Here is a 24223-nt window from a genome sequence, read left to right as displayed (position 1 = left end):
GGTGATCGACCGCCACGACATGCTGCGCTCGCGCCTGCACCAGGTCGACGGCCGCTGGGTCGTCGACACCGCCCCCACGGGCACGGTCGACGTCACCGCGCGCATCGACCACACCGTCTTCGATCCCACCGTCTCCGACGACGAGCTCGTCGAAATCGCCTCTGCCGCACTGGACGCCAGCCTGGATCGCCTCGATCCCGCCAATGGTGTCGTGGTGCGATTCGTGTGGCTCGAGCCCGCCGCGCCGGACAACAGCGACTCGTCCACGCGGTCCGCCGCACGGGCCGGTCGACTGATCGTCGTCGCGCACCACCTGGTGGTCGACGGCGTGTCCTGGCGCATCCTCGTCCCCGACTTCGTCGCCGCGTGGGGTCAGCTCTCGGCCGGTCAACAGCCGGAGCTGGTGGCCCCCGCGACCTCGATGCGAGCCTGGGCGCACGCCCTCGCCGACGAGGCGAAGAGCACCGAACGCGCCGTCGAGCTCGACTTCTGGCGCGCGGTCGTCGACACCCCGGACCCGCTGCTCACCGAGCGGGCGATGAACCCGGCGGTCGACGTCTCCGGCGTGGTCGAGAAGCTGCCGGTCGAGGTGTCCGCCGAGGTCACCAAGGCACTGCTCACCACGGTCCCCGCCCTGTTCCACGGTGGCGTCAACGACGGCTTGCTCACCGCGCTCGCGCTGGCCGCCGCCAAGTGGCGCTCCACCCGCACCGGTCCCGGCGCACTCGGTAACGGCCGCCGCGCCGACTCGACCAGCGACGCGCTGCTCGTGCGCCTCGAAGGCCACGGTCGCGAGGAAGAGGTCGCGCCCGGCGCCGACCTGTCGCGCACCGTCGGCTGGTTCACCGCCATCTTCCCGGTCCGACTCGACCTGGCCGGCATCGACATCGACGCCGCTCTCGCCGGTGGCCCGGCGCTCGGCCAGGCCGTCAAGGCGGTCAAGGAACAGCTGCTCTCGGTGCCGGACAAGGGCATCGGCTACGGCCTGCTGCGGTACATGAACGCCGAGACCGCCGCCGAACTGCCCACGCAGCTCCCCGGCCAGATCAGCTTCAACTACCTCGGCCGCGTCGCCGACAGTGATGTCCCCGACGCCCTGCGCGGCTTCGGCTGGATCCCCGCGCCCGAGCTGGCCGCCCTCGGCGGCGCCTACGACGCGGACATGCCCGCGATGGCGCCACTGGACGTGAACGCGATCGTCGTCGGCGACAAGCTCAGCGCCAATATCGGCTACCCGAGCACGCTGCTCGCCGAGGCCGAGGTGCGCGCGTTCGCCGATCTATGGATCACCGCGCTGGAAGCTGTTGCCCGGCACGCTAATTCGGCAGATGCGGGCGGTCACACACCGTCCGACTTCGCCCTCGTGCGCTCCACCCAGCGCGATATCGACACCTGGGAGAAGCGCTACCCCGAGCTGACCCAGGTGTGGCCGCTGGCCGCGCTGCAGGCGGGTCTGTTCTTCCACGCCCGACTGGCCGCCACCTCGGTTGACGTCTACACCGCACAGGCGGTCCTCACCCTCACCGGTCGCGTCGACGCCACCCGTCTGCGCGCCGCCGCCCAGGCGCTGCTCGACCGCCACGAAACCCTGCGCACCGCGTTCGTCACCGACCACGACGGCAACGCCGTGCAGGTCGTCCTCGACACCACCCGCGTGGCCTGGACCGAACACGATCGCATCGAGACCGGCGAATACGCCGACCTCGTCGAGGCCGACCGCACCGCCCGCTTCGACCTGGCCGACCCGCCGCTGATCCGCTTCACCCTGATCCAGATCGCCGAGCACGAGTGGCGCTTCGCGGTGTCCAACCACCACATCCTCCTCGACGGCTGGTCGACGCCGCTGGTGATGCGTGACCTGCTCGCCCTCTACGCTCTGCACGGCGACGCGAGCGCGCTGCCCGCCGTTCGCTCCTACCGCCACTTCCTGGAATGGGTTGCCCGCCAGGATCACTCGGTTTCGGTCGAGGCCTGGTCGCATGCGCTGCGCGGCGTCACCGAGCCGACCATGCTGGCCCGCCCCGACGCGAGCCGCGAGATCGCCGCGTTGTCCGACGAGTACCTGTTCGACCTCGACGAGCCCACCACGGCGCGGCTCGTGGCGATGGCCGCCGACCTCGGCGTCACCCCGAACACCGTCCTGCAGGTGGCCTGGTCGATCGTGCTCGGCCGGATGACCGGCCGCGACGACGTGCTCTTCGGCACCACCGTCTCGGGCCGTCCCGCGCAGCTCTCGGGCGTGGAATCCATGGTCGGTCTGTTCATCAACACCGTCCCGGTGCGCGTGCGCTTCGACGCCGCCGAAACGGTGCGCGACGTGCTGACCCGCACCCAGGGCGAGCAGGCCGACCTGCTCGACCACCACTACATCGGCCTCGCCGAGATCCAGTCCGCGGCCGGAATCGGTGGCCTGTTCGACTCGCTGGTGGTCTTCGAGTCCTACCCGGTCGACGCCGAGGGCATCAAGGCCCAGGCCGCCGACATCGACGGCATGGCTGTCACCGGCCTCGACGCCGCCGACGCCACCCACTACCCGCTGTCGCTGATCGCCCAGCTCGACACCCAGCTGCGCGTGCGCGCCGGCTACCTGAGCGACCTGTTCGACGCCGCCACCGTGCATCGCATCGCCGAGCGCCTGATCCGGGTGCTCACCGCGATCACCACGGAACCGACTGTCGCCGTGGGCGATATCGAACTGCTCGACGCCGCCGAACGTGAACTCGTCGTGCGTGAGTGGAACGCCACCGCGCACGAGGTCGACCAGCGGGCCACCCTCGTCTCGATGTTCGAGGCCCAGGTCGCCCGCACGCCGCAGGCCACCGCCCTGTCCTTCGAGGGCACGAGCCTTTCCTACGCCGAGTTCGCCCAGCAGGTCTACCGCCTGTCGCGCTGGCTGATCGACCGCGGCGTCGGCCCGGAAACCTATGTGGCGCTCGGCATGCGCCGCTCGATCGACCTGGTGGTCGGCATGTACGCGGTGAGCGTGGCCGGCGGCGCCTACGTGCCGCTGGACCCCGATCATCCGGCCGAGCGCACGGAATACATTCTGGCGACGGCGGATCCGGTCTGCGTGCTCACCTCGGGCACCGATCTGGAGATCGACACCGCACAGGTCCGGATCGACCTGCTCGACCTGGACGGCTACGCCGACACCCGCGTCACCGATGCCCAGCGCATCGCGCCGCTGCGTCCGGAGAACACGGCGTATGTGATCTTCACGTCGGGTTCGACGGGTCGTCCGAAGGGTGTGGCGGTCGGCCATGGTGCGATCGTCAACCGTTTGGTGTGGATGCAGGCCGCCTACGGCCTGACCGAAGCGGACGTCGTGCTGCAGAAGACGCCCGCCACGTTCGACGTGTCGGTGTGGGAGTTCTTCTGGCCCTTGCAGATCGGCGCGAAGCTGGCTGTCGCGAAGCCCGACGGACATCGCGATCCGGCGTACCTCGCGGAGATCATTCGCGTCGAGGGCGTCACCGTCACGCACTTCGTGCCGTCGATGCTCGCGGTGTTCGTCGCCGACGCCGATGCCGCGCGCTGCGAGTCGCTGCGGATGGTGTTCGCCTCCGGTGAGGCGTTGCCGCCCAAGCCCGCGCACCGGTTGCGGGAGCTGACCGGCGCCGCGCTGCACAACCTGTACGGCCCCACCGAGGCCGCGGTCGACGTCACCTTCCACGAGGTCGTCGACACCGATGTGGACACTGTCCCGATCGGCGCCCCGGTCTTCAACACCCAGGTCTACGTCCTCGACGCGCGTCTGCGCCCCGTGCCGGTCGGTGTCGCGGGTGAGCTCTACCTCGCGGGCACCCAGCTGGCCCGCGGCTATGTGGCGCGCCCCGACCTGACCGCCGACCGTTTCGTCGCCGACCCGTTCGCTGCTGACGGCGAGCGCATGTACCGCACCGGTGACCTCGTCGCCTGGACCGAACAGGGCGAGCTGGAATACCTGGGCCGCACCGACTTCCAGGTGAAGCTGCGTGGTCTGCGCATCGAGCTCGGCGAGATCGAGTCCGCGCTGACCGGCCTCGACGAGGTGGCGCAGTCGGTGGTCGTCGTGCGCGGCGAGCAGCACACCGGCGATCAGCTGGTGGCCTACGTGATCCCGGCGACCGGCCGTACCGTCGACATCGAGGACGCCCGCGAGGAACTGGGCAACAACCTGCCCGCCTACATGGTGCCCGCGGTGATCATCGTCCTCGACGAGTTCCCGCTCAATGCCTCGGGCAAGCTCGACCGCAAGGCGCTGCCCGCGCCGGTGTTCGAGGCCGCGGTGTTCCGCGCCCCGACCACGCCGGTCGAGGAGATCGTCGCCGCGACCTTCGCCGACGTGCTCGGCCTCGACCGGGTCGGTCTCGACGACGACTTCTTCGCCCTCGGCGGCAACTCGCTGACCGCCACCCAGGTCGCCGCGCGCCTGTCGGCCGCGCTGGACACCGATATCGGCGTGCGCGAGCTGTTCGAGGCCTCCACCGTCGCCGGGCTGGCCGCCCGCGCCGAGACGCACTCCGGCGCCGAACGCCGCGCGCCGCTGGTACCGCAGCAGCGCCCCGAGCGGGTGCCGCTGTCGCTGGCCCAGCAGCGCATGTGGTTCCTCAACCGCTTCGACCCCGAGTCCGCGGTGGACAATATCCCCGCCGCCGTCCAGCTGTCGGGCTTGCTCGACCGCCAGGCGCTGCAGGTCGCCGTGGCCGACGTGCTCGCCCGCCACGAGTCCCTGCGCAGCTACTACCCGGAGGTGGCGGGCGCCGGCTACCAGGTGATCGTCCCGACCGGCAAGGTCATCCCCGACCTTGCGCCGATCGAGACCACCGTCGCCGAACTGCCGCAACGGCTTTCGGAGCTGGTACTCACCGCGTTCGACGTCACCGCCGAGGTGCCGTTCCGCGCCGCCCTGTTCGAGGTGAGCCCCACCGAACACGTGCTCGCCCTTGTCGTGCACCACATCTCGGCCGACGGCTTCTCCATGGGCCCGCTGACCCGCGACGTGATGACCGCCTACAGCGCCCGCGTGGAAGGCGCCGAACCGGCCTGGCGTCCCCTGGAAGTCCAGTACGCCGACTTCGCGCTGTGGCAGCGCGCCGTGCTCGGTGACGAGGACGACGCGAAATCGGTGATCGCCCAGCAGATCTCGTACTGGGGTTCGACCCTGCGCGGCCTGCCCGAGCAGCTCGACCTGCCCGCCGACCGGCCGCGTCCCGCGGTCGCCAGCGGACGCGGCGCCACCCACGCCTTCGAGATCGACGCGAAAACCCATGCGGCACTGACCGAGCTGGCCCGCACCCGTGGCGCGACGCTGTTCATGGTCGCCCACGCCGCGCTGGCCCTGCTGCTCTCGCGCCTGTCCGGCGAGAACGACATCGCCATCGGCACCCCCATCGCGGGCCGTGGCGAGCGTGCCCTCGACGACCTGATCGGCATGTTCGTCAACACCCTGGTGCTGCGCACCGAGGTCGACGGCGACGCGAGCTTCACCGACCTGCTCGGTGCGGTCCGCGCGAGCGATATCGCGGCCTTCGGTCATGCCGACCTGCCGTTCGAGCGGCTCGTCGAGATCATCAACCCCGCCCGCTCGCAGGCCCGTCACCCGCTGTTCCAGGTCATGCTGGCCTTCCAGAACACCGGCCAGACCAGCCTGGAACTGCCCGGCCTCACCGTGAGCGGTGTCGACCTGCCGATCGACGTGGCCAAGTTCGACCTGCAGGTGGTGCTCACCGAGAAGCCGGGCGACGCATCCGGCATTCTCGCCGAGCTGATCTACGCCACCGATCTGTTCGACGCGGCCACCATGGACCGCTTCGGTGCCCGCTTCGCCCGCCTGCTCGCCGAGATCGCGGCGGCTCCGAACCGCGCTGTCGGCGACATCGCCCTGCTCGACTCCGCCGAAACCGCACTGGCCGTGCGTGGATGGAACGACACCGCGCACGAGCTGTCCGGCGCGGGCACTCTGGTGGACGAGTTTGCCCGTCAGGCGCTGGCCACCCCCGACGCGGTCGCGATGGTCGACCCCGCCACCGGCGAGACCCTGACCTACGCCGACTTCGCCGCTCGCGTGCACCGTTTGGCGCATCGCCTGATCGAAGCGGGCGTCGGCCCGGAATCCCTCGTCGCGCTCGGCCTGCGCCGCAGCATCGACCTGGTCGTCGCCGCCTACGCGGTGCAGGAAGCAGGCGGTGGCTACGTGCCGCTCGACCTGGACCAGCCCGCCGACCGCATCGCCTACGTCCTGGAGACAGCAGCCCCGGTCGCCGTCCTCACCACTACCCGCGACGGGTTCGGACTCGACGACGACGCGGCCGTGGACACCGCGCCGATGACGCTGGTCATCGACGCGATCGACCTCACGGCGTACCCGCAGACTCCGGTCAGCGATGCCGAGCGGATCGTCCCGCTGCTCCCGCAGCATCCGGCCTACGTCATCTTCACCTCCGGCTCGACCGGTCGCCCGAAGGGTGTGGCCGTGCCGCACTCGGCCGTGGTGAACCAGATCCGCTGGATCACCGGCGAATACGGCATCGACGCCGACGATGTGGTGCTGTTCAAGACCCCCGCCACCTTCGACGTGTCGGTGTGGGAGCTGTTCGGCCCGCTGAGCACCGGCGGCCGGATCGTCGTGGCGAGCCCCGACGGTCACCGCGATCCGGCGTACCTCGCCGATGTCATTGCCGCGCAACGGGTCACGATGACCTCGTTCGTGCCGTCGATGCTCACCGTCTTCGCCGGCAGCATCGATGCCGCCGCCGTCGCGGGCGGAGCGCTGTCCTCGCTGCGCGCCCTGCTGATCGCCGGTGAGGCGTTCACCGCCGACGCGGTCGTGGCCCTGCGCAAGGTGAGCGACGCGGCCCTGTTCAACCTGTACGGCCCCACCGAGTTCACCGTCCACGCGACGCACGGCCCGGTCGCCGACCAGGTCGACGGCGCTGTCCCGATCGGCTCGCCGGTCTGGAACTCGCAGGCCTACGTCCTGGATTCGCGACTGCATCCGGTCGCCGCCGGTGTCGCCGGTGAGCTGTATCTGGCCGGCGCCCAGCTGGCCCGCGGCTACTTCGGCCGCCCCGACCTCACCGCCGACCGCTTCGTCGCCGACCCGTTCGGGGCTGTATCCGATGGCGGGCAAGCCGAGGGCCCTGCGTGGTCACGCTCCGCTACCGCCTCCGTGCCCGCCGGCAGCCCCGCGGGCGGCGAACGGATGTACCGCACCGGTGACCTCGTCCGCCGCGACGAGAACGGCGTGATCACCTACCTCGGCCGCACCGACTTCCAGGTCAAGCTGCGTGGTCTGCGCATCGAGCTCGGCGAGATCGAAGCCGCGCTCACCGCGCACAACACCGTCACGCAGGCCGTGGTGGTCGTGCGTTCGGACGCGCGCACCGGCGACCAGCTCGTCGGCTATGTCGTCCCCGCCGCGGGCGCGACCGTCGACATCGACGCTTTGCGCTCGCATCTGGCCGCGCAGTTGCCGTCCTACATGGTTCCGGCCGCGTTCGTCGTCATCGACGAGATGCCGCTGAGCGCCAATGGCAAGCTCGACCGGCGCGCCCTGCCGGAGCCGGTGTTCGAGGCGCGTGAGTTCCGTGCGCCGCGCACGCCGATCGAGGAGATCGTCGCCGCCACCTTCGCCGAGGTGCTCGGCCTGTCCGGCGACCGCGCGGTCGGCCTCGACGACGACTTCTTCGACCTGGGCGGCAACTCGCTCATCGCCACCCAGGTGGTCGCCCGCCTCGGTGCCGCCCTCGACACTCGCGTCCCCGTGCGCGCGCTGTTCGAAGCGCCGTCGGTGTCCGCGCTGGCCGCCAAGGTCGAGGTCCACGCGGGCAGCGGCAGCCGCCGCGAGCTCGTGGCCGGTGCGCGCCCGGAGCAGATCCCGCTCTCGCTCGCCCAGCAGCGCATGTGGTTCCTCAACCGCTTCGACAGCACGACCGGCGTCAACAACATCCCCCTCGCGGTCCGCCTGATCGGTGACCTCGACATCGACGCCTTGCGTCAGGCCGTCGCCGACGTGGTCGACCGGCACGAGGTGCTGCGCACCGTCTACCCGGAGACCGCGGAGGGTCAGGGCGTACAGGTCGTGCTGCCCGCCGGTCAGATGCCGATCTCGCTGCACCCGATCACGGTCGGCGAGGACGAGATCCGCGACCGCATCAGCGCACTCGTGCTCGCCGGGTTCGACGTCACCGCCGAGGTCCCGGTGCGCGCCGAACTGCTGCGCGTCGCGGGCTCGATGGACGGTTCGCACCCCGACACCCACGTGCTGGTCTTCGTCGTGCACCACATCTCCGGTGACGGCTGGTCGGTGCGCCCGCTGGCCCGCGACGTGATGATCGCCTACGCCGCCCGCTCGCGCGGTGAGGCACCCGGCTGGGCGCCGCTGCCCGTGCAGTACGCCGACTTCGCCCTGTGGCAGCGCGAAACCCTCGGCTCCGAAGCCGATTCGGCGTCGATGATCGCGCAGCAGGTGGCCTACTGGTCGCAGAACCTGGCCGGGCTGCCCGACCAGCTCGACCTGCCCGCCGACCGGGCCCGTCCCGCCATCGCGTCCAACCGCGGTGGCGTGCACGAGTTCTCGATCGACCCCGCCCTGTCGGCCGGACTCAACGCGCTGGCCCGCGAACACGGCGCCAGCCTGTTCATGGTCGTGCACGCCGCGTTCGCCGCACTGCTGGCCCGTCTGTCGGGCAGCGACGACATCGCTATCGGCACCGCCGTCGCCGGTCGTGGCGAAGCGGTGCTCGACGATGCCATCGGCATGTTCGTCAACACCCTGGTCCTGCGCAGCGCCGTCGACCCGGCCCAGCCGTTCACCGAGCTGCTCGACCGGACCAGGGAGAACGACCTGGCCGCCTTCGGCCACGCCGACCTGCCGTTCGAGCGGCTCGTGGAGATCCTCAACCCGGCCCGTTCGCAGGCCCGCCACCCGCTGTTCCAGGTGATGCTGTCGTTCCAGAACACCGGTGAAGCGTCCTTCGAACTGCCCGGCCTCGAGGTCGCGGGGGTGCCGCTGGATGTGGTCACCGCCAAGTTCGATCTGCACCTGAATCTGGCCGATCGTCACCGTGCCGACGGTTCCGCCGATGGCATGACCGCCGAATTCGCCTACGCCACGGACATGTTCGACGCCGACACCATCGCCGCCCTCGCGCAGCGCCTGGTGCGGATGCTGACCGCGGTCGTGGCCAAGCCCGCCCGCGCGATCGGTGAGGTCGACCTGCTGGCCCCGGCCGAATACCGCCAGGTGGTCACCGACTGGAACGCCACCGAGCACCCGGTCGACCAGGCCGCCACGCTGGTGTCGATGTTCGAGGCACAGGCCGCGACCAGCCCGAACGCGACCGCCGTCACGTTCGAGGGGACGAGTCTGTCCTACCGCGAGTTCACCGCGCAGGTGAACCGCCTTGCCCGCCATCTCATCGCCCAGGGCGTCGGCCCGGACACCATGGTCGCGCTCGGCATGCGCCGCTCGCTCGACCTGGTGATCGGCATGTACGCGGTGAGCGTGGCCGGTGGCGCCTACGTGCCGCTGGACCCCGACCACCCGGCCGAGCGCACCCACTACGTGCTCGAGACCGCCGCCCCGGTGTGCGTATTGACCACTGTCCGTGACGAATTCGACGCGGGTTCGACCACGGCGCTGAACATCGAGCGCCTGGATCTCTCGGGCTACTCGGACGCGCCGGTCACCGATGCCGAGCGGATCGCCCCGCTGCGTCCGGAGAACACGGCGTACGTGATCTTCACGTCGGGTTCGACGGGTCGTCCGAAGGGTGTGGCGGTCAGCCATGGCGCGATCGTCAACCGCTTGGTGTGGATGCAGCAGGCGTACGGCCTGACCGAGGCCGATGTCGTCTTGCAGAAGACCCCGGCGACCTTCGACGTGTCGGTGTGGGAGTTCTTCTGGCCCTTGCAGATCGGTGCGCGTCTGGTCGTCGCGAAGCCCGACGGTCACCGCGATCCGGCCTACCTGGCCGAGATCATCGCCACCGAGGGCGTCACCACCGCGCACTTCGTGCCGTCGATGATGTCGGTGTTCGTCGCCGAACTGGCCGAGGCCGCCGCTGTCGCGCTTGCCGACGGTCGGCAGATCTCGAACAGCCTGCGCCTGGTGTTCGCCTCGGGTGAGGCGCTGCCCGCGCCGACCGCCCAGCGGATGCGCGCCCTCACCGGCGCGGCCCTGCACAACCTGTACGGCCCCACCGAAGCCGCAGTCGACGTGACCTTCCACGAGGTCACCGATGCCGACACCACCTCGGTGCCGATCGGTGCGCCGGTCTTCAACACCCAGGTGTACGTGCTGGATTCGCGTCTGCACCCGACGCCCGTCGGCGTTCCCGGCGAGCTGTACCTGGCCGGTGTCCAGCTGGCACGCGGTTACGTCAGCCGCCCCGACCTCACCGCCGACCGCTTCGTCGCCGACCCGTTCGGGACCGACGGCGAGCGCATGTACCGCACGGGTGACCTCGTCGCCTGGACCGTCGATGGTGAGCTGGAATACCTGGGCCGCACCGACTTCCAGGTGAAGCTGCGTGGTCTGCGCATCGAGCTCGGCGAGATCGAGTCGGCGCTCACCGCGCTGCCCTCGATCGCCCAGTCCGTGGTCGTGGTCCGCTCCGATGAGCGTCTCGGCGACCAGCTGGTCGGGTACCTGATCCCGGCGGCCGGCGCGAGCATCGACCTCGATGCCGTGCGTACCGACCTCGGTGGCGCACTGCCGACCTACATGGTCCCCACCGCCTTCGTGATCCTGGATGCCTTCCCGCTCAACGCTTCCGGCAAGCTCGACCGCAGGGCGCTGCCCGCGCCGGTGTTCGAGGCCAAGGTGTTCCGCGCGGCGTCCACCCCGATCGAAGAGATCGTGGCGGGCACCTTCGGCGACGTTCTCGGCGTGACCCGCGTCGGCGCCGACGACGACTTCTTCGAACTCGGCGGCAACTCGCTGCTGGCCACCCAGGTCACCGCCCGCATCGGCGCCGCCCTGGACACCCAGCTCTCGGTGCGCGACCTGTTCGAGGCCTCGACCGTGTACGCACTGGCCGCCCGCGCCGAGCACAACGCGGGCTCCGGTCGGACCCGTCCGCGCCTGACCGCGGGGGAGCGGCCCGCCGTCATCCCGCTCTCGCCCGCCCAGCAGCGCTACTGGTTCCTCAACCAGTTCGACACCTCCACCTCCGCGGTCGACAACATCCCGCTCGCGGTGCGCCTCACCGGCGAACTCGACGTGCCCGCGCTCGAACAGGCCATCGGCGACGTGTTCGCCCGCCACGAAATGCTGCGCACCACCTACCCGGGCTCGCCCGACGGCCCGCACCAGGTGATCCTGCCTGTCTCGCAGAGCCGCGCCGTGGTGCACCACATCGCGGTCACCGAGACCGAATTGCTCGGCAGCGTCATCGAATTCGCGATGACCACCTTCGACGTCACCCGAGAGGTGCCGCTCAAGGTCGCGCTGTTCGAACTCAACGAGACCGACCACGTGCTCGCGTTCACCGTGCACCACGTCTCCGCCGACGGTTCCTCGATGGGCCCGCTGGCCCGCGACATCATGGCCGCCTATGTGGCCCGCGTGCAGGGCGAGGCGCCGCAGTGGGCGCCGCTGCCGGTGCAGTACGCCGACTACGCGCTGTGGCAGCGTGAGGTCCTCGGCGACGAGACCGATCCCGAATCGCTGGCCGTCAAGCAGGTCGCGTACTGGACCGAAGCCCTCGCCGAGCTGCCCGACCAGCTCGAACTGCCCGCCGACCGGCCGCGCCCGCCCGCACAGTCGTTCCAGGGCCAAGCCATTCGCTTCGAGATCGATCCGACCCGTCACGCGGCCCTGCACGATCTGGCACGGGCGAACAACGCTTCGCTGTTCATGGTCGTGCACGCCGCGCTCGCGGTGCTGCTCGCTCGCCTGTCCGGCACCGACGACATCGCCGTCGGCACCCCGATCGCGGGCCGTGGCGAGCGCGAGCTCGACGACCTGATCGGCATGTTCGTCAACACCCTGGTGTTCCGCACCGTCGTCGACTCCGGCGCTTCCTTCGCCGAACTGCTCGCCGATGTGCGCAACCGCGACCTGGAAGCCTTCGCCAACGCCGACGTGCCGTTCGAGCGCCTGGTCGAGGTGCTCAACCCGGTCCGCTCCACCGCGCGCAACCCGCTGTTCCAGGTGGGTCTGTCGTTCCAGAACCTGGCCGACACCACCTTCGAACTGCCCGGCCTGACCGTCAGCGCCGTCGACTACGACTCGCAGCTGGCCAAGACCGACCTGCACGTCACCCTCTACGACCGCTACACCGACGACGGCGCACCGGCCCAGCTGGTCACCGAATTCGAATACGCCATCGACCTATTCGACGAGGCGACGGTCCAGAGCTTCGCCGACCGCTTCCTGCTGGTGCTCGACGCGGTCGCCGCCGACGCCACGATCCCGGTCGGCGATATCGACCTGCTCACCAGGCCGGAATCCGCGCAGATCGTCACGGCGTGGAACGACACCGCGCACGAGGTCGACACCGATGCCACCCTGGTGTCGCTGCTCGATGCCAGCGTGGCCGCGACTCCGGAGGCCGTCGCGTTGGTCGTCGACGAGGCCGACGGTCGCCGCGAGCTCACCTACGCCGAACTCGACGCCGAGGTGAACCGTCTTGCGCGGCAACTGATCTCGCGGGGTATCGGCACCGAGGACCGGGTGGCGCTGGCCATCCGTCGCTCCGCCGAGCTGATCATCGCGATGTACGCGGTGGCCCGCACGGGTGCGGCGTATGTGCCGATCGACCCGGATCAGCCTGCCGAGCGCACCGACTACATCCTGGAAACGGCCGCGCCCGCTGTCGTGCTGACCACGGCGAACGCCGAATTCAGCACGGCGGCAGCCGAAGTGGTGGTCCTCGACAACCTCGACCCGAGCGCTGTCAGCGACGCCGCGATCACCGGGCTCACCCTGGCTCCGGCGAATACCGCGTACGTGATCTTCACGTCCGGCTCGACCGGCAAGCCGAAGGGTGTGGCGGTCTCGCACGGTGCGATCGTCAACCAGCTGCTGTGGGAGACAGCCGAATTCGGCATCGGCGCCGACGACGCGGTCCTGCTCAAGACCGCCGCCACCTTCGACCTCTCGGTCTGGGAGTTCTGGACCGCCGCCGTCGCGGGTGCCCGTCTGGTGGTCGCCACCGCCGACGGCCACCGTGACCCGGCCTACCTCAACGACCTGATGCGGGCCACCGGCGTCACCACACTGCACGTGGTGCCGTCGATGCTCGACGCCTTGCTCACCGAATCCGGTGCGGCACTACCGCGTACGTTGCGTCGCGTCCTCGCGATCGGCGAGGCGTTGCCCGCCGCGACCGCGCAGCGCTTCCGCACGGCCAACACCGCCGCGCTGTTCAACCTGTACGGCCCGACCGAGGCCGCGGTCTCGATCACCAGCCACGCGGTCACCGACGCGGACAAGGTGTCGGTCTCGATCGGTGCGCCGGAGTGGAACAGCCGTGTCTACGTGCTGGATTCGCGCCTGCGCCCGGTTCCGGTCGGTGTGTCCGGTGAGCTGTACCTGGCCGGCGCCCAGCTGGCCCGCGGCTACTACGGTCGCGCCGATCTCACCGCCGACCGCTTCGTCGCCGACCCGTTCTCCGTGCTCGGCGAGCGCATGTACCGCACCGGTGACCTCGTCGCCTGGAACGCCGACGGTGAACTGGACTACCGGGGCCGCACCGACTTCCAGGTGAAGATCCGTGGCTTCCGGATCGAGCTCGGCGAGATCGAGGCCGCGCTGCTGCGTCAGCCGGGCATCACCTCCGCCGCTGTTCTGGCCCACACCGATCCCGTGGTGGGCGACCGTCTGGTCGCCTACGTCGTGGCCGCCGATGTGGTCGACAAGCTGGCCCTGCGTGCCGCACTGGCCGCCGAGCTGCCGTCGTACATGGTTCCGACCGTGTTCCTGCAGCTCGACGCGCTGCCGCTCAACGCCAACGGCAAGCTCGACCGCAAGGCTCTCCCGGAGCCCGAGGTCGAGAAGGCGGTATTCCGCGCGCCGGTGAGCCCGAGCGAACAGCTCGTAGCCGCCACCTTCGCCGAGGTCCTTCGCCTCGATGCCGACAAGCGCTTCGGCCTCGACGACGACTTCTTCGCCTGGGGCGGTAACTCGCTGCTGGCCACGCAGGTCGCCGCCCGCCTCGGCGAGGCGCTCGACACCCGTATCCCCGTGCGCCTGCTGTTCGAGGCGTCCACGGTGTCCGCGCTCGCCCACCGGGTCGAGCAGCACGCGGAAACCGGTGACCGCAAGGCACTCACCGCCGGTCCCCGCCCCGAGCACATCCCGCTCTCGCTCGCGCAGCAGCGCATGTGGTTCCTCAACCGCTTCGACACCCAGTCGGCGGCGTACAACGTCCCGGTCGCGGTTCGCCTCACCGGCGAACTCGACATCAATGCGCTGCGTGCCGCGGTCACCGACCTGGTGTCGCGCCACGAGATCCTGCGCACGATCTACCCGCAGACCGAATCCGGTGCGGCACAGGTGATCCTGTCGCCCGCGCAGGCGGCACCGGAACTGATCGAACGCACCGTCGCCGCCGAGGAGATGGAATCGGCGGTCGCGGAACTGATGTCGACGATGTTCGACGTCACCGTCGAGGTGCCGCTGAAGGTCGCGCTCTTCCGCGTCGAGAACACCGACGAGTTCGTCCTCGCCCTGGTCGTGCACCACATCTCCGGTGACGGCTCCTCGGTCGCCCCGCTGACCCGCGACCTGATGACCGCCTACGCGGCCCGCTCGATGGGCTCCGAGCCCGGCTGGGCGCCGCTGGCAGTGCAGTACGCGGACTACAGCATCTGGCAGCGCGACCTCCTCGGCAGCGAGGACGACGCCGATTCGATGGCGTCCAAGCAGGTCGCGCACTGGAAGCAGGCCCTCGCCGATCTGCCCGATCAGCTCGACCTGCCCGCCGACCGTCCGCGCCCCGCGGTGCAGACCTTCGCGGGCAGCAAGGTCGACGTCCAGATCGACGCCGACACCCACCGCGCGCTGGTCGAACTGGCCCGCGCCGAGGGCGCGACGCTGTTCATGGTCGTGCACACCGCCCTCGCGGTGCTGCTCGCCCGCCTGTCGGGCACCGACGACATCGCCATCGGAACCCCCATGGCCGGTCGTGGCGAAGCCGCGCTCGACGACATGATCGGCATGTTCGTCAACACCCTGGTCTTCCGCACCAAGGTCGACAGCGGCGAAGCCTTCACCGAGCTGCTGGCCCGCCAGCGTGAGGACGACATCGCGGCGTTCGCCAACGCCGACGTGCCGTTCGAGCGCCTGGTCGAGGTGCTCAACCCGGTCCGTTCCACCGCGCGTCACCCGCTGTTCCAGGTGGGCCTGTCGTTCCAGAACCTCGGCCGCGCCACCCTGGAACTGCCCGGCCTCACGGTCTCCGGCCTCGACATCGACTCCAAGCTGTCGCAGTTCGACCTGCACCTGATCGCCACCGACCGCTACGGCGACGCCGGTGAGCCCGAAGGCATCTCGGGTCTGTTCACCTACGCCACCGACCTGTTCGACCACGCCACGGTCGAAGGCTTCGTGGAGCGTTTCGTCCGCCTGCTCGGCGCGATCGTCGCCACCCCGCGCACCGCGGTCGGCGATATCGAGCTGCTGGCTCCGGCCGAACGCACCCAGGTGCTCGACGCCCGCAATGCCACCGCCTACCCGGTCGACACCGAGGCCACCCTGGTCTCGCTGCTCGACGCGTCGGTGGCCGCCGATCCGAAGTCGACCGCCCTGGTCACCGATGACGGCGCGCAACTCACCTACGCCGAACTCGACGCGAAGGTGAACCGCCTCGCGCGGCACCTGATCTCGCTCGGTGTGGGCCCGGAGTCCCGTGTCGCGCTGGCGATGCGCCGCTCGGTGGACCTGGTTGTCGCGATGTACGCGGTGGCCAAGTCCGGTGGCGCGTATGTGCCGGTCGACCCCGATCAGGCGGCCGAGCGCACCGACTACATCCTCGAGACGGCGGCACCGGTCTGTGTGCTGACCAACGCCGAGTTCGCCACCGATATCGCGCCCGTGGTCCGCATCGACGAGCTCGACCTGGAATCGATCGGCGCCACCCCCATCTCCGATGCCGAGCGCACCGAACCGCTGCGTCCGGAGAACACCGCGTACGTGATCTTCACGTCCGGCTCCACCGGCCGCCCGAAGGGTGTCGCGGTTCCGCACGCCGCCATCGCCAACCAGCTGCAGTGGAAGCTGATCGAGTTCGGCATGGACGCCGCCGACGCGGTACTGCTCAAGACCGCAGCTACCTTCGACCTCTCGGTCTGGGAGTTCTGGTCGGCAGCGGTCTGCGGTGGCCGCCTGGTGATCGCCTCGGCCGACGGCCATCGCGACCCGGCCTACCTCAACGAGCTGATGTCGCGCGAATGGGTCACCACCCTGCACGTGGTGCCGTCGATGCTCGACGCGCTGCTGGCCTCGGGGATGCCCGATTCGCTGTGGCGGGTCCTGGCCATCGGTGAGGCGCTGCCGGGCTCGCTGGCCCAGCGTTTCCGCGCCGAGTTCAGCCGCACCGAGCTGTTCAACCTGTACGGCCCGACCGAGGCCGCGGTCTCGATCACCTCGCACCGGGTGAACGCCGCCGACCAGGTGTCGGTCTCCATCGGTTCGCCGGAGTGGAACAGCCAGGTCTATGTGCTCGACGAGCGTCTGCGCCCGGTGCCCGACGGCGTCGCCGGCGAGCTGTACCTGGCCGGCGCGCAGCTGGCCCGTGGCTACTTCGGCCGCGCCGACCTGACCGCCGACCGTTTCGTCGCCAACCCGTTCACCCCCGGTACCCGCATGTACCGCACCGGTGACCTGGTGGCCTGGAACAACCGCGAACTCGACTACCGCGGCCGCACCGACTTCCAGGTGAAGATCCGCGGCTTCCGGATCGAGCTCGGCGAGATCGAGGCCGCGCTGCTCGCGGTACCCGAGATCGCGCAGGCCGCCGTGATCGCCAAGTCCGATCCGCGCACCGGCGACCGCCTGGTCGCCTACCTGGTCGGCACGGATATCGCGGTGGCACAGGTCAAGTCGACGCTGTCGGCCGGTCTGCCGTCGTACATGGTGCCCGCCGCCTTCGTGGTGCTGGACGCGCTGCCGCTCAACGTGAACGGCAAGCTCGACCGCAAGGCACTGCCGGAGCCGGAGTTCGAGGCACAGGCCTTCCGCGCACCGTCGACTCCGATCGAGGAGATCGTGGCGGGCGTGTTCGCCGATGTGCTCGGTGCCGAGCGCGTCGGCGCCGACGACGACTTCTTCGCTCTCGGCGGTAACTCGCTGCTGGCCACCCAGGTCGCCGCCCGCCTCGGCGCCGCACTGGACAGTCGGGTGCCTGTGCGCCTGCTGTTCGAGGCGTCGACGGTGGCCGGTCTCGCGGTGAAGGTCGAGCAGGGTGCGGGCGCCGGTGGGCGTCGCGCGCTGGTCGCCGGGCCGCGCCCGGATCAGGTGCCGCTGTCGCTCGCGCAGCAGCGCATGTGGTTCCTGAACCAGTTCGACACTGCGTCTTCGGTGAACAACATCCCCGTCGCTGTCCGCCTGTCGGGCGCGCTGGATGTCGAGGCCTTGCAGCTGGCTGTCGCCGATGTGCTCGCGCGGCACGAGACCCTGCGCACGGTGTACCCGTCGACCGACGGCACACCGCACCAGGTGATCCTGCCGGTCGAGGGCAACGTGCCGGACCTGACGCCGGAAACCGTTGCCCCCGAACAGGTGCGCGACAAGATCGCCGAACTGATCACCACCGGCTTCGACGTGATCGACGAAGTTCCGTTGCGCGCGAAGCTGATGCGAGTCGCCGACGAGGAATTCGTCCTCGTCTTCGTCGCCCACCACATCAGCGCCGACGGCTGGTCCATGGGCCCGCTGACCCGCGACGTGATGATCGCCTACGCCGCCCGTGCCGCCGGTGAGGCGCCGGGCTGGGCGCCGATGCCGGTGCAGTACGCCGACTTCAGCGTCTGGCAGCGTGAGGTGCTCGGCGCCGAGACCGACGAGACCAGCCTCGTGGCCCAGCAGGCCGACTACTGGAAGCGCGCGCTCGCCGGTGTCCCCGACGAGCTGAACCTGCCCCTGGATCGACCGCGTCCGAGCACGCAGTCCTTCGCCGGTGGCCGGGTGCTGTTCCCGATCGGCGGCGACATCCACGCCGGGCTGTCCGCCATCGCTCGCCAGCAGAACGCGACGCTGTTCATGGTCGTACACACCGCGCTGGCGGTATTCCTGGCGCGCATGTCGGGCACCGAGGACATCGTCATCGGTACCCCGATCGCGGGCCGTGGCGAGGCCGAACTCGACGACGTGATCGGCATGTTCGTCAACACCCTCGCCCTGCGCACGCAGGTGGGTGGACAGCTGAGCTTCGCGGAGCTGCTGACCCAGGCCAAGGAAGCCGACCTGGCCGCCTTCGCCCACGCCGACATCCCGTTCGAGCGTCTGGTGGAACTGCTCAACCCCGAGCGCTCCACCGCGCGGCACCCGCTGTTCCAGGTGGCGCTGTCGTTCGAGAACCTGCCCGACGCCAGCTTCGAGCTGCCGGGTCTGTCGGTCTCGGCCGTCGACTTCGACGTCGACACCGCCAAGTTCGACCTGCTGCTCACCGTGCGGGAAGCGACGGCCGGTGACGACGCGGGCGCTTACGCCGAGTTCTCCTACGCCAGTGCGCTGTTCGATCAGTCGACGGTGGAGAAGTTCGCCCAGCGCTTCCAGCGTCTGCTCGCCGAGGTCGTCGCTGACACCACGACGCCGGTCGGCGATCTCGAACTCCTCGACGAGTCCGAGCGCACCGAACTGCTCTCTCGCACAGGCGGTCCCGCCGCTTCGGTGAGTACCCTGCCGGAGCTCCTCGCGCAGGCCGTGGCGACGAACCCGACCGGTCAGGCCATCGTCGCGCCGGGCGAGTCGGCCTCGCTCACCTACGCCGAACTCGACGCGGCCTCCTCGCGTCTGGCGCGGGTGCTGATCGAACGTGGCGCCGCACCGGAGACGGTCGTCGCCATCGCCATGCAGCGTTCGCTCGACACCACCCTGGCCATCTGGGCCGTCAGCAAGACCGGCGCGGCGTTCCTGCCGGTCGACCCGAAGTACCCGGCCGAGCGCATCGCGCACATGATGTCGGACTCCGGTGCGGCACTGGGCATTACGGTGTCGGCCGAGGTCGACCACCTGCCCGCGCCCGCGTTGGGCGACTGGCTCACTCTCGACGACGCGGCCACCGAGGCCGCGATCGCCGCGCAGTCCGACGCCGAGATCACCGAGGCCGATCGTCGTGGCGCGGTCAGCCCCGACAACACGGCCTACATGATCTACACCTCGGGTTCGACGGGTCTGCCCAAGGGCGTCGTCGTGACCCACGCCGGTGTACCCAACTTCGCCGCCGCCCAGGTGGCGCAGTTCGGTCTGGACAAGAACGCTCGGACCCTGGCCTTCGCGTCACCGTCGTTCGACGCCTCGATCCTCGAGTTCCTGCTCGCGGTCGGCTCGGCGGGCACCCTCGTCATCACGCCGGTCGGCGTGGTGGGCGGCGAGGAGCTGGCCGACATCATCGCGAGCGAGCGGCTCACCCACGTGTTCCTCACCCCGCTGGTCGCGGCGTCGATGGAACCCGCGGCACTGGCCGGACTCCAGGCGCTGATCGTCGGTGGCGACAAGGCCCCCGTCGACCTGGTCGCGAACTGGCACAGCGCGGGCACCGACCCGGCACACCACCGGTTCTACAACGCCTACGGCCCGACCGAGGCGACCATCGCCACCAACCTGTCCGATCCGCTGCTGCCGAGCGACACCATGAACATCGGTGGCCCGATCGCGGGCGCGACCGTGCTGGTGCTCGACTCTCGCCTGCGGCCCGTGCCAGAGGGCGTGGCCGGCGAGCTGTACCTCGGCGGCGTCCCGCTGGCACGCGGCTACCACGCGCGCCACGGCCTCACCGCCGAGCGTTTCGTGGCCAGCCCGTACGCCGTCGGCGAGCGGCTGTACCGCACCGGTGACGTCGTCGCCTGGCGCACGGTGAACGGCAAGCCGGTCGTGGAATACGTGGGCCGCAACGACTTCCAGGTGAAGATCCGCGGTTTCCGGATCGAACTGGGCGAAATCGACGCGGTCCTCACCGCGCACGACGACATCGAGTTCGCCGCCACCATCGGTCGCAAGACCGATGCGGGCGCCACCATCCTGGTGTCCTACGTGCGCGGCAACGTCGACCCGGCCGCCCTGGTCGAATACGCGGCGCAACACCTGCCCGCGCACATGGTGCCCGCCGCCGTGATGGTCCTCGACGCGATCCCGCTGACCCCCGCGGGCAAGCTGGATCGTCGCGCACTGCCAGAGCCTGTTCTCGCCCCGCGCGAGTTCCGCACGCCGACAAGCGAAGTCGAGGCGATCATCGCCATCGTCTTCGCCGAGGTGCTCGGTGTCGACGCCGTCGGCCTCGACGATTCGTTCTTCGCCCTCGGCGGCGACTCGATTCTGTCCATCCAGCTGGTCTCGCGTGCCAAGGACCGCGGCGTGCTCTTCAAGCCGCGCGATGTGTTCGAAAAGCGCAGCGTGGCAGGGCTTGCCGAGATCGCCGTGCTCGCGGGCGACGCCGAACAGATCGTCCTCGAGGAACTGCCGGGCGGCGGTGTCGGCGACATCCCGATGCTGCCGATCATGCGCCAGATCCTGGCCGGCGGCTCCACCTACGACCGGTTCTCCCAGTCGATGGTGCTTCGCCTGCCCGAGAACATCACGGCCGAGGTCCTGCACGCCACGATCGGTGCGGTCTTCGACCACCACGACGTGCTGCGTTCGCGGGTGGCTCGCGGTGCGAACGGTTGGGAATTCGAGGCTTTGGCGCCGGGCGAGGTCGACGTGGCCACACTCGTGCGTCGGGTCGAGGTCGCCGGCGACATCGCCGAGGACCAGCTCTCCAAGCTGGCCAGCGTCGAATACGACGAGGCCATGGGCCGTCTCGACCCCGCGAACGCCGCCATGGTGCAGTTCGTCTGGTTCACCTTCGGTGCGCCCGCCGAGGGTCCGCGCCGCCGCGACGTGCTGCTCGTCGTCGGACACCACTTCGTGATCGACGGCGTCTCGTGGCGCATCCTGATCCCGGATCTCGGCATGGCCTGGGGCCAGATCGCGGCGGGCCAGCAGGTCACGCTGCCCGTCAACGGCACCTCGATGCGTCGCTGGGCACACAGCCTGGTGGAGCAGTCGACGGATCGTCGTGCGGAACTGCCGTTCTGGCGCGAGGTTTCGGCCACCGCCGATCCGCAGCTGGGTGCGCGGGCCTTCGACCCGCAGGTCGACACCTTCGCCACCGTCGACCGGGTGCAGGTCACCCTGTCGCCCGAGGTCACCGACGCGGTCCTCACCGCGATCCCCGGCCTCTATCACGGCGGCGTCAACGACGGCCTGCTCACCGCACTCGCACTGGCCGTATCCCGGTGGCGCGGTGACGAATCCGGCACCGCGGCACTGATCAAGCTGGAAGGACACGGCCGCCAGGAAGAGATCGTCGCCGGTGCCGACCTGTCGCGCACCGTCGGCTGGTTCACCACCGCCTTCCCGATCCGCCTCGACCTGGCAGGCGCTGACCTCGACGACGCGTTCGCCGGTGGCGCCGTGCTCGCCGACGTGATCAAGTCGGTCAAGGAGCAGATGCTGGCCGTGCCCGACAAGGGCATCGGCTACGGCATGCTGAAGTACCTGACCACCGAGGGCGCGGATCTGCCGAGCGTCGGCCAGATCAGCTTCAACTACCTCGGCCGCGCGACCGCCGGTGAGATCCCCGCCGAGCTCGCCGAACTCGGCTGGGTGCCGGTGGCGGATCTGGGTCAGCTCGACGCCGAGATGGACCTGGACATGCCCGCCAACGCGACGCTGGACATCAACGCCATCGTCAACGACGGCGACGAGGGCCCGCAGCTCGGCGCGAATATCGCGTTCCCGAAGGGCCTGCTCACCGCCGACCAGGCCCAGGAGTTCGCCGATCTGTTCGTGGCCGCGCTGACCGCGCTCGCCACTCACGCGCAGCGTGCCGACGCGGGTGGCTTCACCCCGTCCGACATGCAGCTCGTGCGGGTCGGCCAGTCCGATATCGAGCTCTGGGAGCGCAACTACCCCGCGCTGTCGGAAGTGTGGCCGCTCTCGCCGCTGCAAGCCGGCCTGATGTTCCACGCCATGCTCAGCTCGGCGACCGTCGACGTCTACACGGTGCAGGCCGTGCTCGACCTGACCGGCACTCTCGACACCGAGCGGCTGCGCGGCGCGGCCCAGGCCGTGCTCGACCGGTACCCGAACCTGCGGACCGCGTTCGTCACCGATTCGGCCGGTCAGCCGGTGCAGGTGGTGCTGTCCGAGCTCGAGGTGCCGTGGCGCGAGGTGGACCTCACCGACCTGCCCGAAGACGAGCGGATGCCGCGCATGCGGCAACTGCTGCTCGCCGACCGCGCCGACCAGTTCGACATGGCCACCGCGCCGCTGATCCGCTTCGGTCTGTACACGACCGGCGAGGGCACCGCGCACCTGGCGATCACCGTCCACCACATCCTGGTCGACGGCTGGTCCATGCCGCTGCTGATGCGCGACCTGCTCGTCCTCTACGCGGTGCGCGGTGACCTCACCGCGCTCCCGCGGGTGGCGTCCTACCGCAACTTCCTGTCCTGGCTCTCGGGCTGGGATCGTGAGGTGTCGCTGCAGGTGTGGGCCGAAGCGCTGGCCGGGGTCGAAGGCCCCACCCAGCTCGCGCCCGCGCCGCGCACCGAGGAGCGCTACGAACTCGACAAGGTCATCGTCGAGATCGACAACGACCGCACCAGGGCTCTCGGCAAGTTCGCGGGCGAGCTCGGTGTCACCGTGAACACGCTGCTGCAGACCGCGTGGGGCATCGTCGTCGGTCGCCTCACCGGCCGTGACGACGTGGTGTTCGGCGCGACGGTCTCGGGTCGCCCGGCGGAGCTGCCCGGCGTCGAGTCGATGGTCGGCCTGTTCATCAACACCCTGCCCGTGCGCATCCAGATCGACGACCGGATGACCGCGGAGAAGCTGACCCAGCGGGTGCAGTCCGAGCAGGCCGAACTGCTCAGCCACCACTTCGTCGGGATGTCCGACATCCAGCGGGTGGCGGGCATGGGCTCGCAGTTCGACACCCTCGTGGTGTTCGAGTCCTACCCGATGGACAAGGACGCCGTCACCGCGGCGAGCTCGATCGACGGCATGCAGGTCACCGGTGTCGGCCTCGACGACGCCACGCACTACCCGCTCACGCTGGTGGTGATGGCCGAGTCGACCATCGAGATCACGATGAAGTACCTGACCAGTACCTTCACCGCCGACGAGGTTCGCACGCTGTCGCAGCGCCTGCTGCGTGTGCTCGACGAGCTGCTCGACAACCCGACCGGCCTGGTCGGCGACATCGACATCCTCGACGCGAGCGAACGAGCGCAGCTGCTCGCCGATTCCGGTGTGACAGCCGCTGTTTCGGCTCCGGTGGCTACGGGCGTCGGCGCGCAGACGGTGGCCAAGGTGCTGGCCGAGGTCGTCGAAGCCGACCCGCAGGCCCCGGCCCTGTTGCGCGGCGACAGCGAAATCGCCTACAGCGCACTGGATCGCAAGTCCTCGCAGCTGGCTCGCGTGCTCATCGCACGCGGTGCGGGCCCCGGCGACGTGGTCGCGATCTCGCTGCCGCGCAGCGTGGATTCGGTCCTCGCCGCCTGGGCGGTCCAGAAGGCGGGCGCCGCGGCCCTGTTCGCCGGCGAACTCCCCGGCGTCGAGATCGCGGCCGCCGGAGCGACCTTCGGCATCAGCGCGACCCCGGTCGCCGGCGTGGCGGGCCAGTGGTTGGTTCTGCCCGACATCGAAGCCGACATCGCCGCGGCGGCGGCCCACCCCGTCTCCTACGCCGACCGGGTCCGCCCGCTCACCGAAGACCACCCCGCCTTCGTGCTGGTCTCCGGCGAGAACACCAAGGTCCTCGGCCAGTCCGAAGCGGTGGCTCTCGCCGAACGCCTCCGCGACGAACACGGCATCGATTACGAATGCACCACCTACACCACCCACGCCTCCGGCCCGGCCGCCGTCCAGGAATTCCTGGCCTCGTCCACCGCGGGCGCCCTGTCGGTGCTGCCCGACGCCTCGGTCGAAGACGACCTGGCCGAGGGCGAAGTGACCCACTGGTTCGTGGTGGCGGGCGATGCGACCGACGCGGCCGAGGGTGAAGTGACGGTGATCGTCGCCGAATAG

General features: G+C 70.1%; 1 protein-coding gene (cut by a window edge). It reads left to right on the top strand.

The genetic code is table 11. The annotated features are described in order from the left end of the window. Positions 1-24223, top strand: partial view of a non-ribosomal peptide synthase/polyketide synthase gene (locus IBJ82_RS16475; RefSeq protein ID WP_194826765.1) — the 3' portion only. Its footprint begins 19568 nt before the window's first position; the window shows 24223 of its 43791 coding nt (coding positions 19569-43791); its start codon lies beyond the left edge, outside the window; its stop codon occupies positions 24221-24223.

Origin of the sequence: Nocardia sp. XZ_19_231, assembly GCF_015355705.1 — a bacterium.
Lineage (GTDB): Bacteria > Actinomycetota > Actinomycetes > Mycobacteriales > Mycobacteriaceae > Nocardia > Nocardia salmonicida.
Note: the sequence above shows the minus strand (reverse complement) of the source record. Positions and strands in the feature narration are given on the sequence as shown.